A 19,292-nucleotide genomic window follows, 5' to 3' on the forward strand; every position below is an offset into this window, starting at 1 on the left:
GTAGCTCGAACGCCGCGCTCAGCCGTGATCGCGCCAGCGATTGACGATCGGATAACGGCGATCCAGCCAGAACGCCTTGCTCGACAGGCGCGTGCCCGGCGCCGACTGGTGGCGTTTCCACTCCGAGATATAGAGCAGATGCTCGACCTTCTTGATCGTCTCGCGCTCGTAGCCCTCGGCCACGAGATCGGCGACCGAAGCGTCGCGCTCCACCAGCCCTTCGAGGATGCCGTCGAGCACCGGATAGGGCGGCAGGCTGTCCTCGTCCTTCTGGTCGGGCCGTAGCTCTGCGGAGGGCGGCTTGTCGATGATCTCGCGCGGGATCACCTCGCCTTCGGGGCCCTTCATCCAGTCGCGGTAGTTGGCGTTGCGCCAGCGGCAGGTCTCGAAAACGCGGGTCTTGTAGAGATCCTTGATCGGATTGTAGCCGCCGGCCATGTCACCATAGATCGTGGCATAGCCCACGGCCATCTCGGATTTGTTACCGGTGGTCAGAAGCATCTCGCCGAACTTGTTCGACAGCGCCATCAGCATCACACCGCGCAGGCGCGATTGGATGTTTTCCTCGGTCACGTCGGGCTCGGTGCCCTCCATCAGATGGGCGAGCGCATCCGAGACCGCATCGCGCGCCCCGTCGATCCGCACCGTGTCGAGACGCATCCCCTGCCGCTTTGCCAGATCGGCGGCGTGATCGAGCGAGCCCTGCGAGGTGTATTCCGAGGGCAGCATCACGCAATGCACGGCCTCCGGCCCCAGCGCATCCGCCGCGATCGTCGCGACCAGCGCGGAGTCGATCCCGCCCGACAGGCCGAGCACGACCTTGGAGAAGCCCGACTTGCGCAGGTAATCGCCAAGGCTTTCGACCATCGCGCGGTAATCCTGCTCCCATTCCGAAGGCTGCGGATCGTCACGGCCCGCGACGCAGGCCCAGCCCTCGCCGTCACGCTCGAAATCGACATGGTCGATGATCTCGTCGAAGGGCGCGAATTGCGCGGCTAGTTGGCCGTGACGGTTCAGCACGAAGCTCGCCCCGTCGAAGACCTGATCGTCCTGCCCACCGACCGAATTGAGATAAGCCAGCGGCAGCCCGGTCTCGACCACGCGCGCGACCATATGGGTCATCCGCACGTCGAGTTTGCCCCGGTGATAGGGCGAGCCGTTCGGCACGATCAGGATCTCGGCCCCGGTCTCGGCCAGCGTCTCGGCCACATCCGGGTGCCACGCATCCTCGCAAATCGGCGTCCCGATCCGCACGCCGTTGATCGCGTAGGGCCCGGAAATCTGACCGGTATCGTAGATGCGATACTCGTCGAAAATCCCGTGATGCGGCAGATCGTGCTTCAACATCCGCGCGACCAGCGCTCCGTCTTTCCAGACCCAATAGGCGTTATACTGCCCCTGCTCGGTCCAGTAGGGCCCGCCGATGCCCAGCGCCGGACCATCGGTGATCCGCGCGCCAAGCGCCTCCATCGCGGCAACCGCGTCGCGCACGAAAGCGGGCTTCGCGATCAGGTCCTGCGTCTGGTAGCCGGTCAGGAACATCTCGGGCAGCACGACCATGTCGGCGCCCGCGCGCTTACCCTCTTCCCAAGCGGCGAAGGCCTTCTCGGCATTGGCCTCCAGCGCGCCCACGGTGGGGTTGAGCTGGGCCATGGTGAGGCGGAAACGATCGGCCATAAGCGTCCTCGGGCTGTTATTGCCCCTCATTTAGCAGAAAACGATGGGGTGAAAAGGGGATGGCTGCCCTGCATTTACCTACCCTTCCCCTCCGCGCCCCCGACACGGACCGCCCTGCCCGCTTGTCAGGCTACCCCCGCGCAATTAACCTTTCCCCAAGCACGGCAGAGCGCGAATCCACGCGCTCGCGAGACCGGAGCACAGGCAGCACCATCAGGGGGCACGCATGGCAGGCGCGCAGCTTCGCATCGCGACATTGGCAGTTCTGATCGGCTGGACCGCGCAGATCGCGCCGGCGCAAGAGGTCATCACCAAGCAATACGATGACGGCGGCCTCTATGAGGGCACCTTCACCGATGGCAAGCAGGACGGCTATGGCAGCTACAAGCTGCCCTCGGGCTACGAATACGAAGGCCAATGGGTGATGGGCGAGATCAAGGGCAAGGGCCGCGCGCGCTTCCCCAATGGCTCGATCTACGAGGGCGAGTTCGACCACGGCAAACCCAACGGCAAGGGCAAGATCACCTTCGCCGATGGCGGCACCTATGAGGGCGACTGGCTCAACGGTCAGATCACCGGCACCGGCACCGCGCATTACGCCAACGGCTCGGTCTATGAGGGCCAGTTCCGCAACGCGATGCATGACGGCAAGGGCACGCTGGAGAGCGCGAACGGCTATCGCTACGAGGGCGACTGGCTGGGCGGCGTCAAGCAGGGCAACGGCAAGATTACCTATCCCGACGGCTCCACCTATGAGGGCCAGATGGCGCATGGCCAGCGCGACGGCACCGGCACGCTCACCATGGCGGACGGGCTGACCTATGTCGGCGACTGGAAGGCCGGGCAGATGAACGGTCGCGGCAAGCTGACCCAACCCAATGGCGATGTCTACGAAGGCCAGATGGTCAACGGCAAGCGCCACGGCGCGGGCAAGGTCACCTATGCCAATGGCGACACCTATGAGGGGGAATTCCTGCTCGACAAGCGCCACGGCACCGGCACGTTCCGCGGCAAGGACGGCTATGTCTATACCGGCCAATGGAAAGAGGGCCGCATCGAGGGTCAGGGCAAGGTGCAGTACCCCGACGGCTCGGTCTATGAGGGCAGCTTCAAGAACGACCTGCCCGACGGTCAGGGCAAGATCACCTATCCCGACGGCTCCAGCTACGAGGGCGGCTGGGCGCATGGCGTCATTCAGGGCACCGGCACCGCGCGCTACGCGAACGGGCTCGTCTATGAGGGCGAGTTCAAGAACGCGCGCAATGACGGGAAGGGCAAGATGACCTACCCGGACGGCTACAGCTACGAAGGCGACTGGGTGAACGGGCAACGCGAGGGCCAAGGCACCGCGCGCTATGCGGACGGCACGACCTATGAGGGCGCGTTCAAGAACGGCCAGCGCGACGGGACCGGCAAGCTGACCATGCCCGACGGTTTCACCTATGAGGGCGAGTGGCGCAACGGCGCGATCGACGGGCAAGGCCGCGCGACCTATGCCAATGGCGACACCTATGTGGGCAGCTTCTCGAATGGCAAACGCGAGGGGCAAGGCACGATGACCTATGCCTCCGGGAATGTCGCGAGCGGCGAATGGTCGAATGACAAGCTGCAGGACACCAGCGCGCCTGCGACCCAGCCGACGCCCGATGCCAGCGCCGAGACCCCGCCGGCCCCGGCGAACGAACCGGCCACGGCGGAGCCTTCCGCGAACTGATCCGCTCTTCTAGGCTGGCTTACAGCGCCTCGCCCCTGTCGAGCTTTGCGAGCACCGCCTCCGCTGTCTTCAGCTTGGCCTCGCGGGTCTCTTTCTGCTGCTTGTCCCAGTTGCGATAGACCAGCCCCATGCGCGGATTGCCCTCGAACCGGTCGCGATGCCGGTCGAGGAAATGCCAGTACAAGCTGTTGAACGGGCACGCTTTCTCGCCGTCCTTCGCCTTCACGTCATAGGCGCAGCCCGCGCAGTAATCCGACATCTTGTCGATATAGGCACCCGAGGAAATGTAGGGCTTCGAGGCCACCACCCCGCCATCCGCGAACTGGCTCATCCCAGCCGTATTGGGCGCCTCCACCCATTCATAGGCGTCGATATAGACCGCGAGATACCAATCCTGCACTTGGCGCGGGTCGATCCCGGCCAGCAGCGCAAAATTGCCTGTGACCATCAGACGCTGGATGTGATGCGCATAGGCCAGATCGCGGGTCTGCCCTATCGCGGCCTTCATACAGGCCATGTCGGTCTCGCCCGACCAGTAGAACCACGGCAGATCGCGCTTGTGGTTGAGCGCATTGCGCGAGGTGTAATCGGGCCCCTCAAGGAAGTAGATCCCGCGCATATATTCGCGCCAGCCGAGGATCTGCCGGATGAAGCCTTCCACCGAATTGATCGGCGCATCGCCGGCCTTGTAGGCCTCTTCCGCGGCCTTGCAGACCTCCAGCGGAGAGAGCAGCCCGAGATTGATGCTCGACGACAGGATCGAGTGATGCAGCAGCCGGTCCTCGGCCAGCATCGCATCCTGATAGGTGCCGAAATCGCGCAGGTTATGGGCGATGAAATACTCCAGCGCGCGTTCGGCCTGCGCGCGGCTGACCGGCCAGTTGAATTCGTCGAGCGATCCGAAATTGTCCGGAAATTCCGCCTCGACCATCTCGAGCACCTCCTGCACCAGCGCATCCTTGCGGAAGGTCGGCGCGGGTTCACGGAACAGGTCGGGCTGGGCGGGCTTTCGGTTCTCCTTGTCGAAGTTCCACTCACCACCCGCCGGATCGTCGCCCTCCATCAAAAGGCCCGTCTCGCGGCGCATCTCGCGGTAGAACCATTCCATGCGCAATTCCTTGCGCCCCTCGGCCCAGTCGGCGAAGCGTTTTTCGGAGCAGATGAAGCGGTCGTCGGGCAGTTGCCGGATTTTCAACGGCGCGCTCTCGAAGGCCTGCCGCAGCCGCCATTCGCCGGGGGCGAGCGTCACGACCTCCTCGGCCCCCTCCTCCTCGGCGCGGCGGGCGAATTCGCCCACCAGCGAGCCCGCGTTGTCGTCGTCGGTCAGCTTCGTATAGCGAACCTGCCAGCCGTCGCGCTCCAACTCGTCGGCGAAGCGGCGCATGGCGGCGAAGGTCAGCGCCAGCTTCTGCTTGTGATGGCCGGTATAGGTGGCTTCCTCGCGCACCTCGGCCATCACGACCACATCCGCTTCCTTGTCGCCACAGCGCAAAGCCGCGCCATCATGGCTGAGCTGGTCGCCCAGCACCGCGATCAGCTTAGTCATAGATCATCTTCCGCGTCATACCGCCGTCGACGACCATCACCTGCCCCGTCACGAAGCCCGCATCCGCGAGGTAGAGGACGGCCTCGGCAATGTCCTTCGGCGTGCCGACCCGGCCCACCGGATGCTGCGCGTGATCCTCTTCGCTCAGGGCCTCGCCGCTCGAATTGATCCAGCCGGGCGCGATGGCGTTGACCCGAACTTCCGGGCCAAGGCTCACCGCCATCGCATGGGTCAGCGACGTGACGCCGCCCTTCGCCGCCGCGTAAGCGAAGGTGTCGGGCTCGGATTGCAGCGCGCGGGTCGACGCCATGTTGACCACCGCCCCCTGCCCCTTGCGCAAGGCGGGCAGAGCCTCACGCGTCATCAGGAACGTGCCGGTGAGATGCGGATCGATCCACCTGTGCCACGCCTCCAGCGTCAGCTCCTCCAGCGGTCCGCATTCGGGATTGGCCGGACCGCCATTATTCACCAAGAGATCGAGCGTCTCGAACCCGGCCTCCGCGACGGCGGCGCGAATGTCATCCTCGCTCCCAAGATCGCAGCGGATCGCCTCCAAGCCTTCGCGTGCCTCCAACGGATCGATATCCAAATCGAGCGCCGCGACCTGCCAGCCGCGATCCAGCAGCGCCTCGGTGATCGCGCGGCCGATCCCGCGTGCGGCGCCGGTGACGATGGCGTTTCGGGTTACCATGGGATCTCCTTGCCTGCGTGATCGTAAAATCCGCCCGATTGCGCGGGCGTCAGCCCGTCCAGCACGTCGAGCAACCGGCGCGCGGCGTCTTCAGGGGCGAGCTTGTCGCGCGGGTAATCGGCGGTAAAGGGTGTGTCGACCGTGCCGGGATGCAGGGCCGCGATAACGAGCTGCTTGTGAGAGCGCCCCAGTTCGATCGCCGCGCCGTGCAGCAGCTGGTTCAGGGCCGCTTTCGAGGTCCGATAGCTATACCAGCCGCCCAAACCGTTATCCCCGATCGAGCCGACCCGCGCCGAGAGCGCCGCAAACCGCGCGGGCCTGTCGCGGGGCAACAGGCCCGCCGCGTGTTTCAGCACCAGCGCCGGACCCATCGCATTCACGGCAAACTGGGTCTGCATTTCCTCGGGCGTCAGCTGCGACAGCGCCTTTTCCGGCGTGCCAAGCGCGCCGGAAGCCACAAAGATCAGATCGACCGGCCCGGCGATCCCGCGCAGACCCGCCTCGACCGAACGCTCATCCGTCACATCGAATCCATCGCGCGACCGCGACACCCCCGTCACCGCGAAGCCGCGCGTCTCCAACTCGGCCCGGATCGCCGCGCCGATCCCGCCGGTATCTCCGATCACGATTGCCTGACCCGCCACCTTGTCCTCCGTCATATGCGCCCAAAGGCTACGCGCCCCCGCCGCGAGCGGTTCCTTTTTTGCTTTTCATTTATTACTCGGCGCCTATAGTGCCCCTCATGACACGGGTTAAGCATATTCAACTCACCGCAGCCGGGGCTCTCGCCCAAGGCGCGATGCCCCGTGGTCTCCTTCTTCTTAGCAGCCTCTGAGCGTGCCTTCGGGCGCGAACGCTCAGGGGTAACCAGCGCCCGGACAACTTCCGAAAGCCACCGCGCAATGCTGGCCTTTGGGACGAAGTAACGCTAAGAGCCAAGACGAAAGAGACTAGCAGATGGCCCAGACCATGATCGACAAAAACCGCGTTCTGATTTTCGACACGACCCTGCGTGATGGCGAGCAATCGCCGGGCGCGACGATGACCCATGACGAGAAGCTCGAGATCGCCGATCTGCTCGACGAAATGGGCGTCGACATCATCGAAGCCGGCTTCCCCATCGCCTCGGAAGGCGATTTCGAAGCCGTCAGCGATATAGCGAAACGCGCCAAGTTCTCGACGATTTGCGGCCTGGCCCGCGCGAAGCTGCCCGATATCGACCGCTGCTGGGAGGCCGTGCAGCACGCGAAATCGCCGCGCATCCACACCTTCATCGGCACGTCGCCGCTGCACCGCGCGATCCCGAACCTGACGATGGACGAGATGGCCGACGTCATCCACGAGACCGTCAGCCATGCACGCAACCTGTGCGACAACGTTCAATGGTCGCCGATGGACGCGACCCGGACCGAGCATGACTACCTCTGCCGCGTCGTCGAGATCGCGATCAAGGCGGGTGCCACCACGATCAACATCCCCGACACGGTGGGCTACACCGCGCCGACTGAATCCGCCGATCTGATCCGGATGCTGCTCGAGCGGGTGCCGGGCGCCGACGAGATCATCTTCGCGACCCACTGCCACAACGATCTGGGCATGGCGACGGCGAACGCGCTGGCCGCGGTCGATGCCGGTGCGCGCCAGATCGAATGCACGATAAACGGTCTGGGCGAGCGCGCGGGCAACACCGCGCTCGAAGAGGTCGTGATGGCGATGAAGGTCCGTCAGGACATCATGCCCTACCAGACCCACATAGACACGACGAAGATCATGAACATCTCGCGCCGCGTGGCGCAGGTTTCGGGCTTCCCGGTGCAGTTCAACAAGGCGATCGTCGGCAAGAACGCCTTCCTGCACGAAAGCGGCATCCACCAGGATGGCGTGCTGAAGAACGTCGAGACCTTCGAGATCATGAAGCCCGCCGATATCGGCCTCAACGAGGCGAATATCGCGATGGGCAAACACTCGGGCCGCGCCGCTCTGCGCGCGAAGCTCAAGGATCTGGGCTACGAGCTGGGCGACAATCAGCTCAAGGACGTCTTCGTTCGCTTCAAGGCGCTGGCCGACCGCAAGAAGGAAATCTACGACGAGGACCTGATCGCGCTGATGACCGACAGCGCCGCGAACACCGCGGATGACTACCTGCAGGTGAAATGGCTGCGCGTGGTCTGCGGTTCGGACGGGCAGGAAGCCGAGCTGAAGATGCTCGTCGACGGCGAGGAGAAATCCAGCAAGTGCCAAGGCGACGGCCCGGTCGATGCGGTCTTCAACTGCGTCAAGGAAATCTACCCGACGCAAGCGAAGCTGAAGCTCTATCAGGTGCATGCCGTGACCGAAGGCACCGACGCGCAGGCGACCGTTTCGGTCCGCCTCGAAGAAGACGGGCGGATCGGCACGGGGGCGGCGTCGGACACCGACACGATCCTCGCCAGCGTGAAGGCCTATGTCGGCGCGCTCAACCGCCTGCGCTTCCGCAGCCAGAAAACCGCGCCCGACGCGGATGTGAAAACGGTGAGCTACAAGCTCTGAGCCGACCACAAATTGCACAGCTTTCGGGCAGCCCGCGAAGGGCTGCCCGTTTTCAATCCAGCCCCCGCGAATTCCCCGATTTCAGCACGATTTCGTGACGTATCGCATATCTGTAATTTCAAGCAATTTTTCCGGGCGAAATCCGACCAAAATGTTGAAAAAGGTCAATCCCTTGGCCTAGCCTCAGCGGATAACCGCAGGGGTGCCTTGCCGACAGCGCAAATCCGCTTCCCCGTAAGGGCCGCTTTGACTATACGAGGCGCGGGCCGTGGCTTGGCGCGAGTCGCGGTGTTTCTAAGAAATTTGGGATGGGACAGGCGTAATATGGTTGGTGGGATCTTCTCCTCGGACATGGCGATCGACCTCGGGACGGCGAACACGCTGGTCTATGTCAAAGGCAAGGGTATCGTGCTGAACGAACCCTCTGTGGTCGCCTATCACGTCAAGGACGGCAAAAAGCAGGTGCTGGCAGTCGGTGAAGACGCCAAGCTGATGCTCGGCCGAACCCCCGGCTCGATCGAAGCGATCCGCCCGATGCGCGACGGCGTCATCGCGGATTTCGACAGCGCCGAGGAAATGATCAAGCATTTCATCCGCAAGGTGCATAAGCGCTCGACCTTCTCGAAGCCGAAGATCATCGTCTGCGTCCCGCATGGCGCGACCCCGGTGGAGAAGCGCGCGATCCGTCAGTCGGTTCTCTCGGCAGGTGCGCGCCGCGCCGGCCTGATCGCAGAACCGATCGCAGCGGCCATCGGCGCCGGCATGCCGATCACCGACCCCACGGGCTCAATGGTGGTCGATATCGGCGGCGGCACGACCGAGGTGGCCGTCCTCTCGCTGGGCGACATCGTCTATGCGCGCTCGGTGCGCGTGGGCGGCGACCGCATGGACGAGGCGATCATCTCCTACCTGCGCCGCAACCAGAACCTTCTCGTGGGCGAATCCACCGCAGAGCGGATCAAGACCACGATCGGCACCGCGCGGATGCCCGATGACGGGCGCGGCATGTCGCTCCATGTGCGCGGTCGCGACCTGCTCAACGGCGTGCCGAAAGAAACCGAAATCACCCAGGCGCAAGTCGCCGAGGCGCTGTCGGAGCCGGTCCAGTCGATCTGCGACGCGGTGATGCAGGCGCTGGAGACCACCCCGCCGGACCTCGCCGCCGACATCGTCGACCGTGGCGTGATGCTCACGGGTGGCGGTGCGCTGCTGGGCGAGCTGGATCTGGCCCTGCGCGAGCAGACGGGCCTGTCGATCTCGATCGCCGATCAGTCGCTCAACTGTGTTGCGCTCGGCACCGGCAAGGCGCTTGAATATGAGAAACAGCTTCGCCACGTCATTGATTACGACAGCTGAGCCGGGACCGGGATCGCACCACGCCCGGCCAGTGATCTGACCGGAGACGGAATTGGCCAGAAATCGCGACGACCAAGACTATATCGGACCGCTGCGCCGACTGGGCGTTGCGGTTCTTGTCGTCATATTGCTCGCCCTCTTCCTCGTCTGGCGCATCGACAGCCCGCGGATGGAGCGGTTCCGCTCTGCCCTCGTGGATCGCTTCGTGCCCAGCTTCGATTGGGCGATGGCCCCGGTCACGAAACTGACCGACATGGTCGAGGGCTTCCAATCCTATTCGCGCATCTACGAGCAGAACCAGGAGTTGCGCCGCGAGCTGCAGCAGATGAAGGCGTGGAAGGAAGCCGCCGTTCAGCTGGAGCAGCAAAACGCGAAGCTTCTGGCGCAGAACAAGGTGCGGCTCGATCCGAAACTGACCTCCGTGTCGGGGCGCGTGCTGGCCGATAGCGGCTCGCCCTTCCGTAAATCGGTGCTGCTGAATGTCGGCAAGCGCGACGGCATCGTCGATGGCTGGGCCACGATGGACGGGCTGGGCCTTGTGGGCCGGATCTCGGGCGTGGGCTCCTCGACTTCGCGGGTGCTGCTGCTGACCGACGCGTCGAGCCGCATCCCGGTCTCGATCCCGGCCTCGGGACAGAACGCGATCCTCGCGGGCGACAACTCCCCCTACCCGTTCGTGGATTTCCTCGAACATCCCGACCGCGTGCGCCCGGGCGACCGCGTGATCTCCTCGGGCGATGGCGGGGTCTTCCCGGCGGGACTGCTGGTCGGTCAGGTTTTTCAGGGCCGCGACAAGCGGCTGCGCGTACGTCTCGCGGCCGATTACGAGCGGCTCGATTTCCTGCGCGTGCTGCGCTCGCACCCGGCCGAGCGGATCGAGAATGCCGGCGGGCTGATTGCGCCCGATCCGAAAGTCATCGAACAGGAAGCCGCCGAGAAGGCGCGCTCGGAGGCTGCCGAGGGCGCGCTCGAACCCGATGACGGGTCGGAGGACGGCAACGGGGGCAGCCAATGATCGACCCCATCACCCGCCGCCGTCTCAGCTACCGTACGCTCTTCGTGGTGATCGGCCTCGTGCTGATCTTCGTGCGCCTGATGCCGGTCGACCATTCGCCGGGCGGCCTGCCCGGCCCCGACCTGACCTTGGCCCTGACGCTGGCTTGGGTGCTGCGGCGGCCCGAATACGCCCCGGCCCTGCTGATCGTTCTGGTTTTCCTGCTTGAAGACATCATGTTCTGGCGGCCCATCGGACTTTGGGCGCTGATCGTCCTCGGCGCGACCGAATTCCTGCGCCGCCGCGAGCAAAGCCTGCGCGATCTGCCCTTCGCGCTGGAATGGGCATTGGTCGCGGGGCTGCTGATCGCTATGGTGGCGGTGAAGCGCATCGTCCTGCTGGTCACGATGGTCGATCAGCCGAGCCTCGGGCTGGAACTGTTCCAGATGCTGGTGACGCTGGCCGCCTACCCGGTGGTGGTGCTGGTGTCGCGGGTGGCCTTCGGCCTGCGCCGCGCGGCACCGGGCGAGGTCGACGCCTACGGACATCGAATGTGAGGGGGCCCAGAATGAGACGATCCCCGAAAGAGACCGAAGTCAGCACCCGCCGCATCACGCGACGCGGCTTGCTCTTGGGCGGCGCGCAGGCGGCGGTCGTGGCCGTGCTGGCGGCGCGGATGCGCAAGATGCAGCTCGAAGACGCCAAGCAATACCGGCTGCTGGCCGAGGGCAACTCGGTGAAAATCCGGCTGATCCCGCCAGCGCGCGGGCTGATCTTCGATCGCAACGGGGTCATGCTTGCGGGCAACGAGCAGAATTACCGTGTCACGATCACCCGCGAGGATACCGACGACGTCGATGCGACGCTGGACGCTTTGCGCCGTCTGATCCCGATTACCGATGGCGATACGAAAGACATCCTGCACGACATCCGCCGCCGCCCGCCGACGACGCCGGTCACCGTGGCCGACCGCCTGACATGGGACGAGTTCTCGCGCGTCGCGGTGAACGGCCCCTCGCTGCCCGGTGTCAGCCCCGATGTCGGCCTGTCGCGCCTCTATCCGCGCCGCGAGGATTTCGGCCATGTGATCGGCTATGTCGGCCCGGTCTCGGATTACGATCTGAGCAAGATGGAAGACCCCGACCCGCTGCTGCTGATCCCGAAGTTCCAGCTTGGCAAAACCGGGATCGAGGCCAAAGAGGAAAGCGTGCTGCGCGGCGCGGCCGGTCAGCGGCGCGTCGAGGTGAACTCCGCCGGGCGCGAGATGCGCGAGCTGTCGCGCGAACCCGGCCAGCCCGGCGAGAACCTTCAGCTGACGCTCGATTATCGTCTGCAGAACTATGCGCTGCAGCGGTTGGAGGAGGAATCCGCCGCGACCGTCGTGATGGATGTGACCAATGGCGACGTGCTCGCCTGCGCCTCCGCACCGAGCTTCGATCCCAACCTTTTCGTGCGCGGGATTTCGGTCGCCGATTATCAGCGTCTCACGCAGGACGATCACCGCCCGCTGGCCGACAAGACCGTGCAGGGACTCTACCCGCCGGGCTCGACCTACAAGATGGTCACCGCGCTCGCCGCGCTGGAGGCCGGGCTGGTGACGCCCGAGGAAACCATCTGGTGCCCCGGCTATGTCGAGATTGCGGGCCGCCGCTTCCACTGCTGGAAGGGCGCGGGCCATGGCCATGTGAACATGACCAAGAGCATGGAGCAGTCCTGCGACGTCTATTACTACGAGCTGTCGCAGCGCGTCGGCATCGACAAGATGAGCGACATGGCCAAGCGTCTGGGTATTGGCGTCCGGCCCGACCTGCCGATGTCGGCGGTGAAGGAAGGCGTGGCCCCCACCAAGGACTGGAAGCGGGAGCGTTACGGCAAGGACTGGCTGATCGGCGACACCGCGAACGCGGCGATCGGTCAGGGCTATGTGCTGGCCTCGCCGATGCATCTCGCGATCATGGCGGCGCGCATCGCCAGCGGCAAGAAGGTCGAGCCGCGTCTGATCCGCGCCCGTGACGGGGTCGAGCAACCGATCCGCGTCACCGACGATCTGGGCGTCGAGAAGGTCTATCTCGACAGCGTGCGCAAGGGGATGACCGCGGTGGTGAACTCCTCGCGCGGCACCGCGCGCGGCTCGCGCATCGCGATGAAGGAATGGAAGATGGCGGGCAAGACCGGCACCTCCCAGGTCCGCAACATCACCAAGGCCGAACGTGCCCGCGGCGTGATCCGCAACGAGCAGCTTCCCTGGAACCGCCGCGACCACGCGCTCTTCGTGGCCTTCGCCCCGATCGACAATCCGCGCTACGCGGTCTCGGTCGTGGTTGAGCACGGCTCGGGCGGCTCGACGGCCGCCGCCCCGATCGCGCGCGACGTGTTGCTGTTCGCGCTGGCGGGCGGCCTGCCCCCGGACGATGCCTACCCGTCCTTCGCCCGCGCGAAGGCCAAGGAGCTGAACGAAACGCTCGATCTGGTCGACCCCGACACCGTGCAGAAGCCGCAATCGAGGTCGCGCGCATGAGCTATCTCGAGAGCAATCTCAAGACCGTCCCGACGGGATGGCGCAAGATCTTCTATCTGAACTGGCCGCTGGTGATCCTGCTGACGGCGGTGGCCTGCGCGGGCTTTCTGATGCTCTACTCGGTCGCAGGCGGGAATATCCATACCTGGGCCGAGCCGCAGATGAAACGCTTCGCGCTCGGTATGATCGCCATGTTCACTGTCGCCTTCATCCCGGTCTGGTTCTGGCGCAATGTCTCGGCGCTGGCCTATTTCGTGGCGCTTTTGCTGCTGGTCGCGGTGGAGTTCTTCGGCGCGATCGGCATGGGCGCACAGCGCTGGCTGGAGATCGGCCCGCTGCGCATTCAGCCCTCCGAGTTGATGAAGATCACCCTCGTGATGCTGCTGGCCGCCTATTACGACTGGCTGCCTGTCGAGAAGGTCTCGCGCCCGCTCTGGGTGTTCATTCCCGCGGTGATCATTCTCGCGCCCACCTTCCTCGTGCTCGCCCAGCCCGATCTGGGCACCGCCGTGATGCTGGTGCTGGGCGGGGCCTTCGTGATGTTCGCAGCTGGGGTGTCGTTTTGGTATTTCGGCACCGTGATCGCGCTGGTCGTGGGGCTGGTCTTCGGCGTGATGGAGAGCCGTGGTACGGAATACCAGCTTCTCCACGACTACCAATACAAGCGGATCGACACCTTCCTCGATCCGGGCTCGGATCCGCTTGGCGCGGGCTACAACATCATGCAGGCGCAGATCGCGCTCGGCTCGGGCGGCTGGTCGGGGCGCGGCTTCATGCAGGGCACGCAAAGTCGGCTGAACTTCCTGCCCGAGAAGCACACGGACTTCATCTTCACCACGCTCGCCGAGGAGTTCGGCTTCGTCGGCGCCTTCTCCCTCCTGATGCTTTACACCGGCATCATCGGCTTTGCGCTTTATACCGCGATGGCAACGAAGGACCGGTTCGCCTCGCTGCTCAGTTTCGGGGTCGCGGGGACGTTCTTCTTCTTCTTCGCGATCAACATGGCGATGGTGATGGGGCTGATGCCTGTCGTGGGGGTGCCTCTACCCCTCGTCAGTTACGGGGGCACCGCCATGATGATCCTGCTCGCGGCCTTCGGGCTGGTGCAAAGCGCCCATGTCCATAGACCGAGGCAAAGATGATCCGCGTACTTTTCGCCGACAAGCCCGAGAACTGGGCGCGTTACGAACGCCCGCTGACCGAGGCCATCGCCGCGACCGGCATTGAGGCCCGGATCGTTCAGCCAGGCGAGACCGACCCCGCGCAGATCGACTATGTCGTCTATTCGCCGCAGGGCCCGGTGCAGGATTTCACCGCCTATACCTGCGCGAAAGCTGTGCTGAACCTCTGGGCCGGGGTGGAGCGCGTGGTGGGCAACGAGACCCTCACCCAGCCGCTGTGCCGGATGGTGGATGCGGGACTGGAGCGCGGAATGGTCGACTATGTGACCGGCCACGTGCTGCGCTATCACCTCGGGATCGACGCGACGCTGACCCAGCAGGACGGTGTCTGGCGCCATGACGGGGGCGTCCCGCCCTTGGCGCGCGACCGCTCGGTGGTGATGCTGGGACTGGGTGCGTTGGGCAAGGCCTGCGCCGAAGCGCTGGCGGGTCTGGGCTTCAAAGTCACCGGCTGGAGCCGTAGCCCTAAGGACATCCCCGGGATCACCTGTCTCAGCGGCGATGACGGACTGGCGGAGGCGCTGTCGAAGGCGGAGATCCTCGTCTCGATCCTGCCCGACACGCCCGAGACCACCAATCTTCTGAACGCGGACACGCTGGCACAGATGTCGAAGGGGGCACGGATCATCAATCCGGGCCGCGGCACGCTGATCGACGATGAAGCGCTGCTGACGGCGCTCGATCGCGGCCAGATCGGCCATGCGACGCTCGACGTCTTCCGCGTCGAGCCTCTGCCCCCCGAGCACCCCTATTGGGCGCATCCCCACGTGACGGTGACGCCCCATATCGCCGCCGAGAGCCGGGCAGAGACCGCCTCCGAGGTGATTGCGGAGAATATCCGGCGGGGCGAGGCCGGTGAGCCGTTCCTCTATCTCGTGGATCGCTCGCGCGGCTATTGAGCGGCGCAGGCCGGGGGTTTCACACCCCCGGACCCCCGTGAGATATTTCGACCAAGAGGAAGATCAGAGCGTTGGCGCGGGCAGTCCGAGCTGCTGCGCAAGACCCGCAAGGCGGCTTTCCTGCCCCGCCCAATCGGCGGCGCGCGACGCGAACAGCGTCGCCTGAGACTGGTGGATCAGCCCGTCCGAGAGGATCTTCAGGTGGTTCGCGCGCAGCGTCTCGCCGCTCGAGGTGATGTCGGCCACGGCCTCGGCAGTGAGGTTCGCGATCGTCCCCTCGGTCGCGCCCTGGCTGTCGACAAGCTGCCAGTCGGCCACGCCTTCGCGGGTCAGGAATTCGCGCACCAACCGGTGATATTTCGTAGCGATCCGCAGGCGGAAGCCATGCGTCGCGCGGAAGCGGTGGGCGGCGGCGTCGAGGTCTTCGAGGCTGTCCACGTCCGACCAGCAGGCCGGCACGGCGATGATCAGATCGGCATGGCCAAAGCCCATCGGCGCGAGATCGGCGACCTGACTTTCCCAATCGGCGAGCTTCTCGCGCACGAGATCGGAGCCGGTGACGCCCAGATGGATACGTCCCGCCGCCAGTTCGCGCGGGATTTCTCCGGCCGACAGCAGCACGAGCTGCACACCCTCGGCCCCTTCGACCGCGCCTGCATATTCGCGCTCCGACCCGGTGCGCTTGAGCGTGATCCCCGCTTGCCCAAACCAGTCGAAGGTCTTCTCCATCAGACGCCCCTTGGAGGGCACACCGAGTTTGATCATGGCCTCACTCATGCTTGCGCCTCCAGATCGGCCATCAGCCCAGCACGGATCACACCGCCCACGGCGGGGATTTCGCGCCCCTGCCCCAGTTGTCGGGTCAGCGCATCGTAGCGCCCGCCGGAGGCGACCGGCGGCAGCGCCGGATCGGTGGCGGTGAAGGTGAAGACGAAGCCGTCGTAATATTCCATAGTCGAGCGCCCGTGGCTCGCGTCGAAGGTGATCGCGGCAAGGTCGATGCCGCGCGTGGCGAGCGCATCGAGGCGCTTTTCGAGCCGCGCGATGGCGGGCTCGATGGAAGCGATGTTCAGCGCGCGCAGGGCGGCAGGCGCCTGATCGGCGGCACAGCGCAGCTCAGCCAGTTTGCCCATCGCGGCAACCGCATCGGTCGGGATCGGCGCGGCGGCGGCATCGGCGGCCAGCGTGGCGATCCGCGCCTCCATCTCCTCGCGCGAGCGCAACCCGATCCACGGCGCGCCGGAGCGTTGGCCGGTCAACAGGTCGGCGCGGGCTTTCGGCACCTCGACCTGCCCCGAATAGCGGGCGAGAAGATGCTGGAAGCGTTTGGGGCGCCAGATGTGACGGGCAAGCGCGGCCTTGCGTTCGGGCAGCGTATCGAGCCCGTCGACGGCCGCGCGCAGCAGGCCCATATCGCCGATCGTGGCGGACAGGTTCAGCTTGGCGAGAAGCCCCGCGAACAGCGCGAAGACCTCAGCATCAGCGGCTTCGGGATCGGCGCGGTCGAAGATTTCGAACCCGGCCTGAAAATACTCATGGGCGCGGGCGGCACCGCGATGATCCTGACGGCGGAACACCTCCCCCGCATAGGCGTAGCGAGCAGGTTCGGCACCATTGGCCATGTGCTCCTGCACGACCGGCACGGTGAAGTCAGGGCGCAGCATCATCTCGCCGCGCAGCGGGTCGGCGGTGACATAGGCGCGGGCGCGGATATCCTCGCCGTAAAGGTCGAGCAGCGCCTCGGCGGGTTGCAGGATGTCGGGCGTGACCTCGACCGCACCCGCTTTGAGGAATTGCTCCAGCAGGCGGCTTGCCTGTCCCCGCGCTTGCGCCTTGTCCGCCATCACTCGGCCTCGTAGCGCGCAAGAATCTCTTGCACTTTTGCGACCATTTCCCCGGTCGGAACCTCGAATTGCGCCGGTTGGGATTTCCATTCCTCAACCGTCGCGTCCTGCGCGATCTTCGCGCCGAGGATCAGGTCCTTGATCTGGACAACGCCGCGTTCGGCCTCGTCCGAGCCTTGGATGATCGCCACGGGGCTTTCGCGTTTATCGGCATATTTCAACTGGTTGCCGAAGTTCTTCGGGTTGCCCAGATAGACCTCGGCGCGCAGCCCTGCCCCGCGCAGCGTGGAGGCCAGCGCCATGTATTCGGCCATCCGGTCGCGATCCATCACGGTCACGACGACCGGGCCCTGCGCGGAGCCGCCAATGCGGCCCTTGGCGCGAAGTGCAGCCAGAAGACGGTCGACGCCGATCGAGACGCCGGTGGCCGGGACGACCTGACCGGTGAAGCGCTTGACCAGATCGTCATAGCGCCCGCCGCCAGCGACCGAACCGAATTGGCGCGGGCGGCCCTTCTCGTCGGTGATCTCGAAGGTCAGCTCGGCCTCGAAAACCGGGCCGGTGTAATAGCCCAAACCGCGCACGACCGAGGGGTCAATCACGATGCGGTCGGGGCCGTAGCCCTGCGCGTCGAGAAGCGAGGCGATCTGCTCGAGTTCATCCACGCCTTCCAGACCGGCTTCGCAGCCTTGAACGAGCTCTCGAAGGTGTTCCAGAACGCTCTTATTCCAAACACTTCCGAAACTCTCACGGACTTGCTCTTGTGAGGTGTCGGGAGTGGCGCCCTGTGCGGCAGCTCCGCGCCGAAGAAAGTCAGCTTCTTGCGGTTCGCTCCCTACAGATGCGGAGAGTTTTCTTTGAACTGCCTCATTGGCATTCACGAAGCCCATGACCGTATCGGCCTGTGCTTCGGACAGCCCCGCACCCTTGGTGAAGTCGCCGGAGTCGTCCAGACGCCCCTCGCCCATCAGAAGGCGCACGCCCTCCTCGCCGAACTTGTCGAACTTGTCGATGGCGCGCAGGACGATGCCGCGTTCCTCTTCGAACTTCGTGGGGTCGGCCGGGTCGAGAACGCCCGCGACCTCCATCACCCCGTTCAGAACCTTACGGTTGTTCACGCGCACGACGTAATCGCCGCGCGGAATGCCGACGGCTTCCAACGCATCCGAAAGCATGCCGCAGATCTCGGCATCGGCGGCAACCGAGGGCGCGCCCACGGTATCGGCATCGCATTGATAGAATTGGCGGAACCGGCCCGGACCGGGCTTTTCGTTGCGCCAGACGGGACCCATCGTGAAGCGGCGATAGGGCGTCGGCAGGTCGTTGCGATATTGCGCCGCGACCCGGGCCAGCGGCGCCGTCATGTCGTAGCGCAGCGCCAGCCACTTGCCGTCATCTTCCTCCTGCCACGCGAAGACGCCCGCGTTCGGGCGGTCCACATCGGGGAGGTATTTGCCCAGTGCCTCGACCGTCTCAATGGCCGAAGTTTCCAGCGCCTCGAAGCCATGCGTGCGATAGACCTCTGCGATCTTCGCCAGCATATCGGCCCGCTCGGTCACCTCCGTCCCAAAATAATCGCGGAAGCCCTTCGGGGCCTCTGCCTTGGGACGGGGCTGCTTTTTCTGTTTCGCCATCGGCTTGCACCTGATCTTATCTCGCGCGAGGGTGTAGCCCAAGGGGCTGGCCCCGGCAAGCAATAGGAACGGCAGATGCAGGAACGGCTGGAACGGGCGGAGGAACAGATCGCCTATCTGACGCAAACGGTGGACGAACTGTCCGATGTCGCGGCCGCGCAGGCCCGTCAGATCGAACGGCTGGAGCGCCATCTGGGCCTGCTGATGGAGCGCGAGGCCGAGCGCGAATATGACAGCGGCAGCGCGATCCCCCTGGCCGACCAGAAACCGCCGCACTGGTAATGGACGCGGCGCTCTGGGGGCTGAACGGTGTTTTCGTGAGTGCCCAAGCGCTCATCTACACCGCTTTGCTGATCTGGCCCCCGGGCATCGACCTTCGTTCGACACTCGACCGGTTCGAGCTGTGGCAGGGCAGCGGCATCCTCGCGATGCAGGTGTTCTTCGCCGTGCCGCTGATGTGCGGGCTGATCTGGCGGCTGCGCAGCCACCGACAGGCGATGATTTTGGTCTCAATGAGTTTTCTGGCAACCGCCGTGCTGGGCGCGGCAGCATGGTTGGAGATGGGCATGATCTCCGGTGCGGTGCGCGACGGGATCAACGAGCCCGATCTGCTGCGCGGCGTGGCGCTGCTGCGCTGGGGCGAGTTCGCCACCGCCCTTGCCGCCGCGATCGCGCTGCGGCTGGCATGGGTGGCGCGCAGCCTGTGAGG

General features: G+C 65.1%; 17 protein-coding genes. 10 read left to right on the forward strand and 7 right to left on the reverse strand.

From position 1 onward, the window contains the following. Positions 1-18: 18 nt before the first annotated feature. The gene (locus AKL02_RS15320; protein ID WP_083076098.1) at positions 19-1,677 is read right to left on the reverse strand and encodes an NAD+ synthase; all 1,659 of its coding nucleotides are present in this window, start codon (positions 1,675-1,677) and stop codon (positions 19-21) included. 226 nt (positions 1,678-1,903) lie between these two features. Between AKL02_RS15320 and AKL02_RS15325 the strand changes: the two genes are divergently transcribed. Further along, positions 1,904-3,391 (forward strand): MORN repeat-containing protein, encoded by a 1,488-nt coding sequence (locus tag AKL02_RS15325; protein WP_083076096.1) that lies wholly within the window; start codon positions 1,904-1,906, stop codon positions 3,389-3,391. 19 nt (positions 3,392-3,410) lie between these two features. On the opposite strand, the gene AKL02_RS15330 is transcribed toward AKL02_RS15325, so the two are convergent. Genes AKL02_RS15330 through AKL02_RS15340 form a run of 3 tightly spaced genes read right to left on the reverse strand, consistent with a single transcriptional unit; the run spans position 3,411 to position 6,272 of the window. Beyond that, positions 3,411-4,937 (reverse strand): cryptochrome/photolyase family protein, encoded by a 1,527-nt coding sequence (locus AKL02_RS15330; RefSeq protein ID WP_083076094.1) that lies wholly within the window; start codon positions 4,935-4,937, stop codon positions 3,411-3,413. After that, positions 4,930-5,628 carry an SDR family NAD(P)-dependent oxidoreductase gene (locus AKL02_RS15335; protein WP_083076092.1) on the reverse strand — a complete coding sequence of 233 codons (699 nt, stop codon included), beginning with the start codon at positions 5,626-5,628 and terminating at the stop codon, positions 4,930-4,932. The genes AKL02_RS15330 and AKL02_RS15335 overlap by 8 nt, the downstream gene beginning before the upstream one ends. Continuing rightward, complete coding sequence (locus AKL02_RS15340) at positions 5,622-6,272, reverse strand: SDR family NAD(P)-dependent oxidoreductase (protein ID WP_232621639.1); 651 nt, start codon at positions 6,270-6,272, stop codon at positions 5,622-5,624. Before AKL02_RS15340 ends, AKL02_RS15335 begins: the two co-directional genes overlap by 7 nt. A gap of 325 nt (positions 6,273-6,597) precedes the next feature. Here AKL02_RS15340 and AKL02_RS15345 point away from each other — a divergent pair, with 325 nt between their 5' ends. From AKL02_RS15345 to AKL02_RS15375, 7 genes are all read left to right on the forward strand, one after another. After that, positions 6,598-8,157: a 2-isopropylmalate synthase gene (locus AKL02_RS15345; protein WP_078520589.1), complete on the forward strand. Its 1,560-nt coding sequence runs from the start codon at positions 6,598-6,600 to the stop codon at positions 8,155-8,157. A 324-nt stretch (positions 8,158-8,481) separates the two neighbouring features. After that, positions 8,482-9,513: a rod shape-determining protein gene (locus tag AKL02_RS15350; RefSeq protein ID WP_038064670.1), complete on the forward strand. Its 1,032-nt coding sequence runs from the start codon at positions 8,482-8,484 to the stop codon at positions 9,511-9,513. A 52-nt stretch (positions 9,514-9,565) separates the two neighbouring features. Continuing rightward, entirely contained in the window at positions 9,566-10,528 is a 963-nt protein-coding gene (gene mreC / locus AKL02_RS15355; RefSeq protein ID WP_078520363.1) for a rod shape-determining protein MreC, read from the forward strand. Beyond that, positions 10,525-11,064, forward strand: a complete 540-nt coding sequence (locus AKL02_RS15360) for a rod shape-determining protein MreD (protein ID WP_078520364.1) — start codon at positions 10,525-10,527, stop codon at positions 11,062-11,064. Before mreC ends, AKL02_RS15360 begins: the two co-directional genes overlap by 4 nt. Positions 11,065-11,075: 11 nt before the next feature. Then, on the forward strand, positions 11,076-13,025 hold the full coding sequence (gene mrdA, locus AKL02_RS15365) for a penicillin-binding protein 2 (RefSeq protein WP_083076088.1): 1,950 nt from the start codon (positions 11,076-11,078) through the stop codon (positions 13,023-13,025). Beyond that, positions 13,022-14,167: a rod shape-determining protein RodA gene (rodA, locus tag AKL02_RS15370; RefSeq protein ID WP_078520366.1), complete on the forward strand. Its 1,146-nt coding sequence runs from the start codon at positions 13,022-13,024 to the stop codon at positions 14,165-14,167. Before mrdA ends, rodA begins: the two co-directional genes overlap by 4 nt. Then, the gene (locus AKL02_RS15375) at positions 14,164-15,105 is read left to right on the forward strand and encodes a 2-hydroxyacid dehydrogenase (RefSeq protein ID WP_083076086.1); all 942 of its coding nucleotides are present in this window, start codon (positions 14,164-14,166) and stop codon (positions 15,103-15,105) included. The genes rodA and AKL02_RS15375 overlap by 4 nt, the downstream gene beginning before the upstream one ends. Positions 15,106-15,168: 63 nt before the next feature. Here AKL02_RS15375 and hisG read toward each other — a convergent pair whose 3' ends face one another. Genes hisG through hisS form a run of 3 tightly spaced genes read right to left on the reverse strand, consistent with a single transcriptional unit; the run spans position 15,169 to position 18,583 of the window. Continuing rightward, on the reverse strand, positions 15,169-15,882 hold the full coding sequence (hisG, locus tag AKL02_RS15380; RefSeq protein WP_232621640.1) for an ATP phosphoribosyltransferase: 714 nt from the start codon (positions 15,880-15,882) through the stop codon (positions 15,169-15,171). Further along, entirely contained in the window at positions 15,879-16,949 is a 1,071-nt protein-coding gene (locus tag AKL02_RS15385; protein ID WP_083076083.1) for an ATP phosphoribosyltransferase regulatory subunit, read from the reverse strand. Before AKL02_RS15385 ends, hisG begins: the two co-directional genes overlap by 4 nt. Beyond that, complete coding sequence (gene hisS / locus AKL02_RS15390) at positions 16,949-18,583, reverse strand: histidine--tRNA ligase (protein WP_083076081.1); 1,635 nt, start codon at positions 18,581-18,583, stop codon at positions 16,949-16,951. Before hisS ends, AKL02_RS15385 begins: the two co-directional genes overlap by 1 nt. 75 nt (positions 18,584-18,658) lie before the next feature. On the opposite strand from hisS, the gene AKL02_RS15395 reads away from it, so the two are divergent. Both AKL02_RS15395 and AKL02_RS15400 read left to right on the forward strand, forming a co-directional pair. Continuing rightward, positions 18,659-18,865, forward strand: a complete 207-nt coding sequence (locus AKL02_RS15395; RefSeq protein WP_078548211.1) for a SlyX family protein — start codon at positions 18,659-18,661, stop codon at positions 18,863-18,865. Beyond that, on the forward strand, positions 18,865-19,290 hold the full coding sequence (locus AKL02_RS15400; protein WP_078570031.1) for a hypothetical protein: 426 nt from the start codon (positions 18,865-18,867) through the stop codon (positions 19,288-19,290). The genes AKL02_RS15395 and AKL02_RS15400 overlap by 1 nt, the downstream gene beginning before the upstream one ends. Positions 19,291-19,292 lie beyond the last annotated feature (2 nt).

The sequence above is a fragment of the Thioclava electrotropha genome (assembly GCF_002085925.2).
Lineage (GTDB): Bacteria > Pseudomonadota > Alphaproteobacteria > Rhodobacterales > Rhodobacteraceae > Thioclava > Thioclava electrotropha.

Bases quoted from the DNA above. Each gene is read 5' to 3' on its own strand.
- AKL02_RS15375 (WP_083076086.1), top strand. From the start codon at position 14,164: ATGATCCGCGTACTTTTCGCCGACAAGCCCGAGAACTGGGCGCGTTAC.
- AKL02_RS15325 (WP_083076096.1), top strand. From the start codon at position 1,904: ATGGCAGGCGCGCAGCTTCGCATCGCGACATTGGCAGTTCTGATCGGC.
- AKL02_RS15350 (WP_038064670.1), top strand. From the start codon at position 8,482: ATGGTTGGTGGGATCTTCTCCTCGGACATGGCGATCGACCTCGGGACG.
- rodA (WP_078520366.1), top strand. From the start codon at position 13,022: ATGAGCTATCTCGAGAGCAATCTCAAGACCGTCCCGACGGGATGGCGC.
- AKL02_RS15395 (WP_078548211.1), top strand. From the start codon at position 18,659: ATGCAGGAACGGCTGGAACGGGCGGAGGAACAGATCGCCTATCTGACG.
- AKL02_RS15320 (WP_083076098.1), bottom strand. From the start codon at position 1,677: ATGGCCGATCGTTTCCGCCTCACCATGGCCCAGCTCAACCCCACCGTG.
- AKL02_RS15360 (WP_078520364.1), top strand. From the start codon at position 10,525: ATGATCGACCCCATCACCCGCCGCCGTCTCAGCTACCGTACGCTCTTC.
- AKL02_RS15400 (WP_078570031.1), top strand. From the start codon at position 18,865: ATGGACGCGGCGCTCTGGGGGCTGAACGGTGTTTTCGTGAGTGCCCAA.
- hisG (WP_232621640.1), bottom strand. From the start codon at position 15,882: ATGAGTGAGGCCATGATCAAACTCGGTGTGCCCTCCAAGGGGCGTCTG.
- AKL02_RS15385 (WP_083076083.1), bottom strand. From the start codon at position 16,949: ATGGCGGACAAGGCGCAAGCGCGGGGACAGGCAAGCCGCCTGCTGGAG.
- AKL02_RS15335 (WP_083076092.1), bottom strand. From the start codon at position 5,628: ATGGTAACCCGAAACGCCATCGTCACCGGCGCCGCACGCGGGATCGGC.
- AKL02_RS15330 (WP_083076094.1), bottom strand. From the start codon at position 4,937: ATGACTAAGCTGATCGCGGTGCTGGGCGACCAGCTCAGCCATGATGGC.
- AKL02_RS15345 (WP_078520589.1), top strand. From the start codon at position 6,598: ATGATCGACAAAAACCGCGTTCTGATTTTCGACACGACCCTGCGTGAT.
- hisS (WP_083076081.1), bottom strand. From the start codon at position 18,583: ATGGCGAAACAGAAAAAGCAGCCCCGTCCCAAGGCAGAGGCCCCGAAG.
- mrdA (WP_083076088.1), top strand. From the start codon at position 11,076: ATGAGACGATCCCCGAAAGAGACCGAAGTCAGCACCCGCCGCATCACG.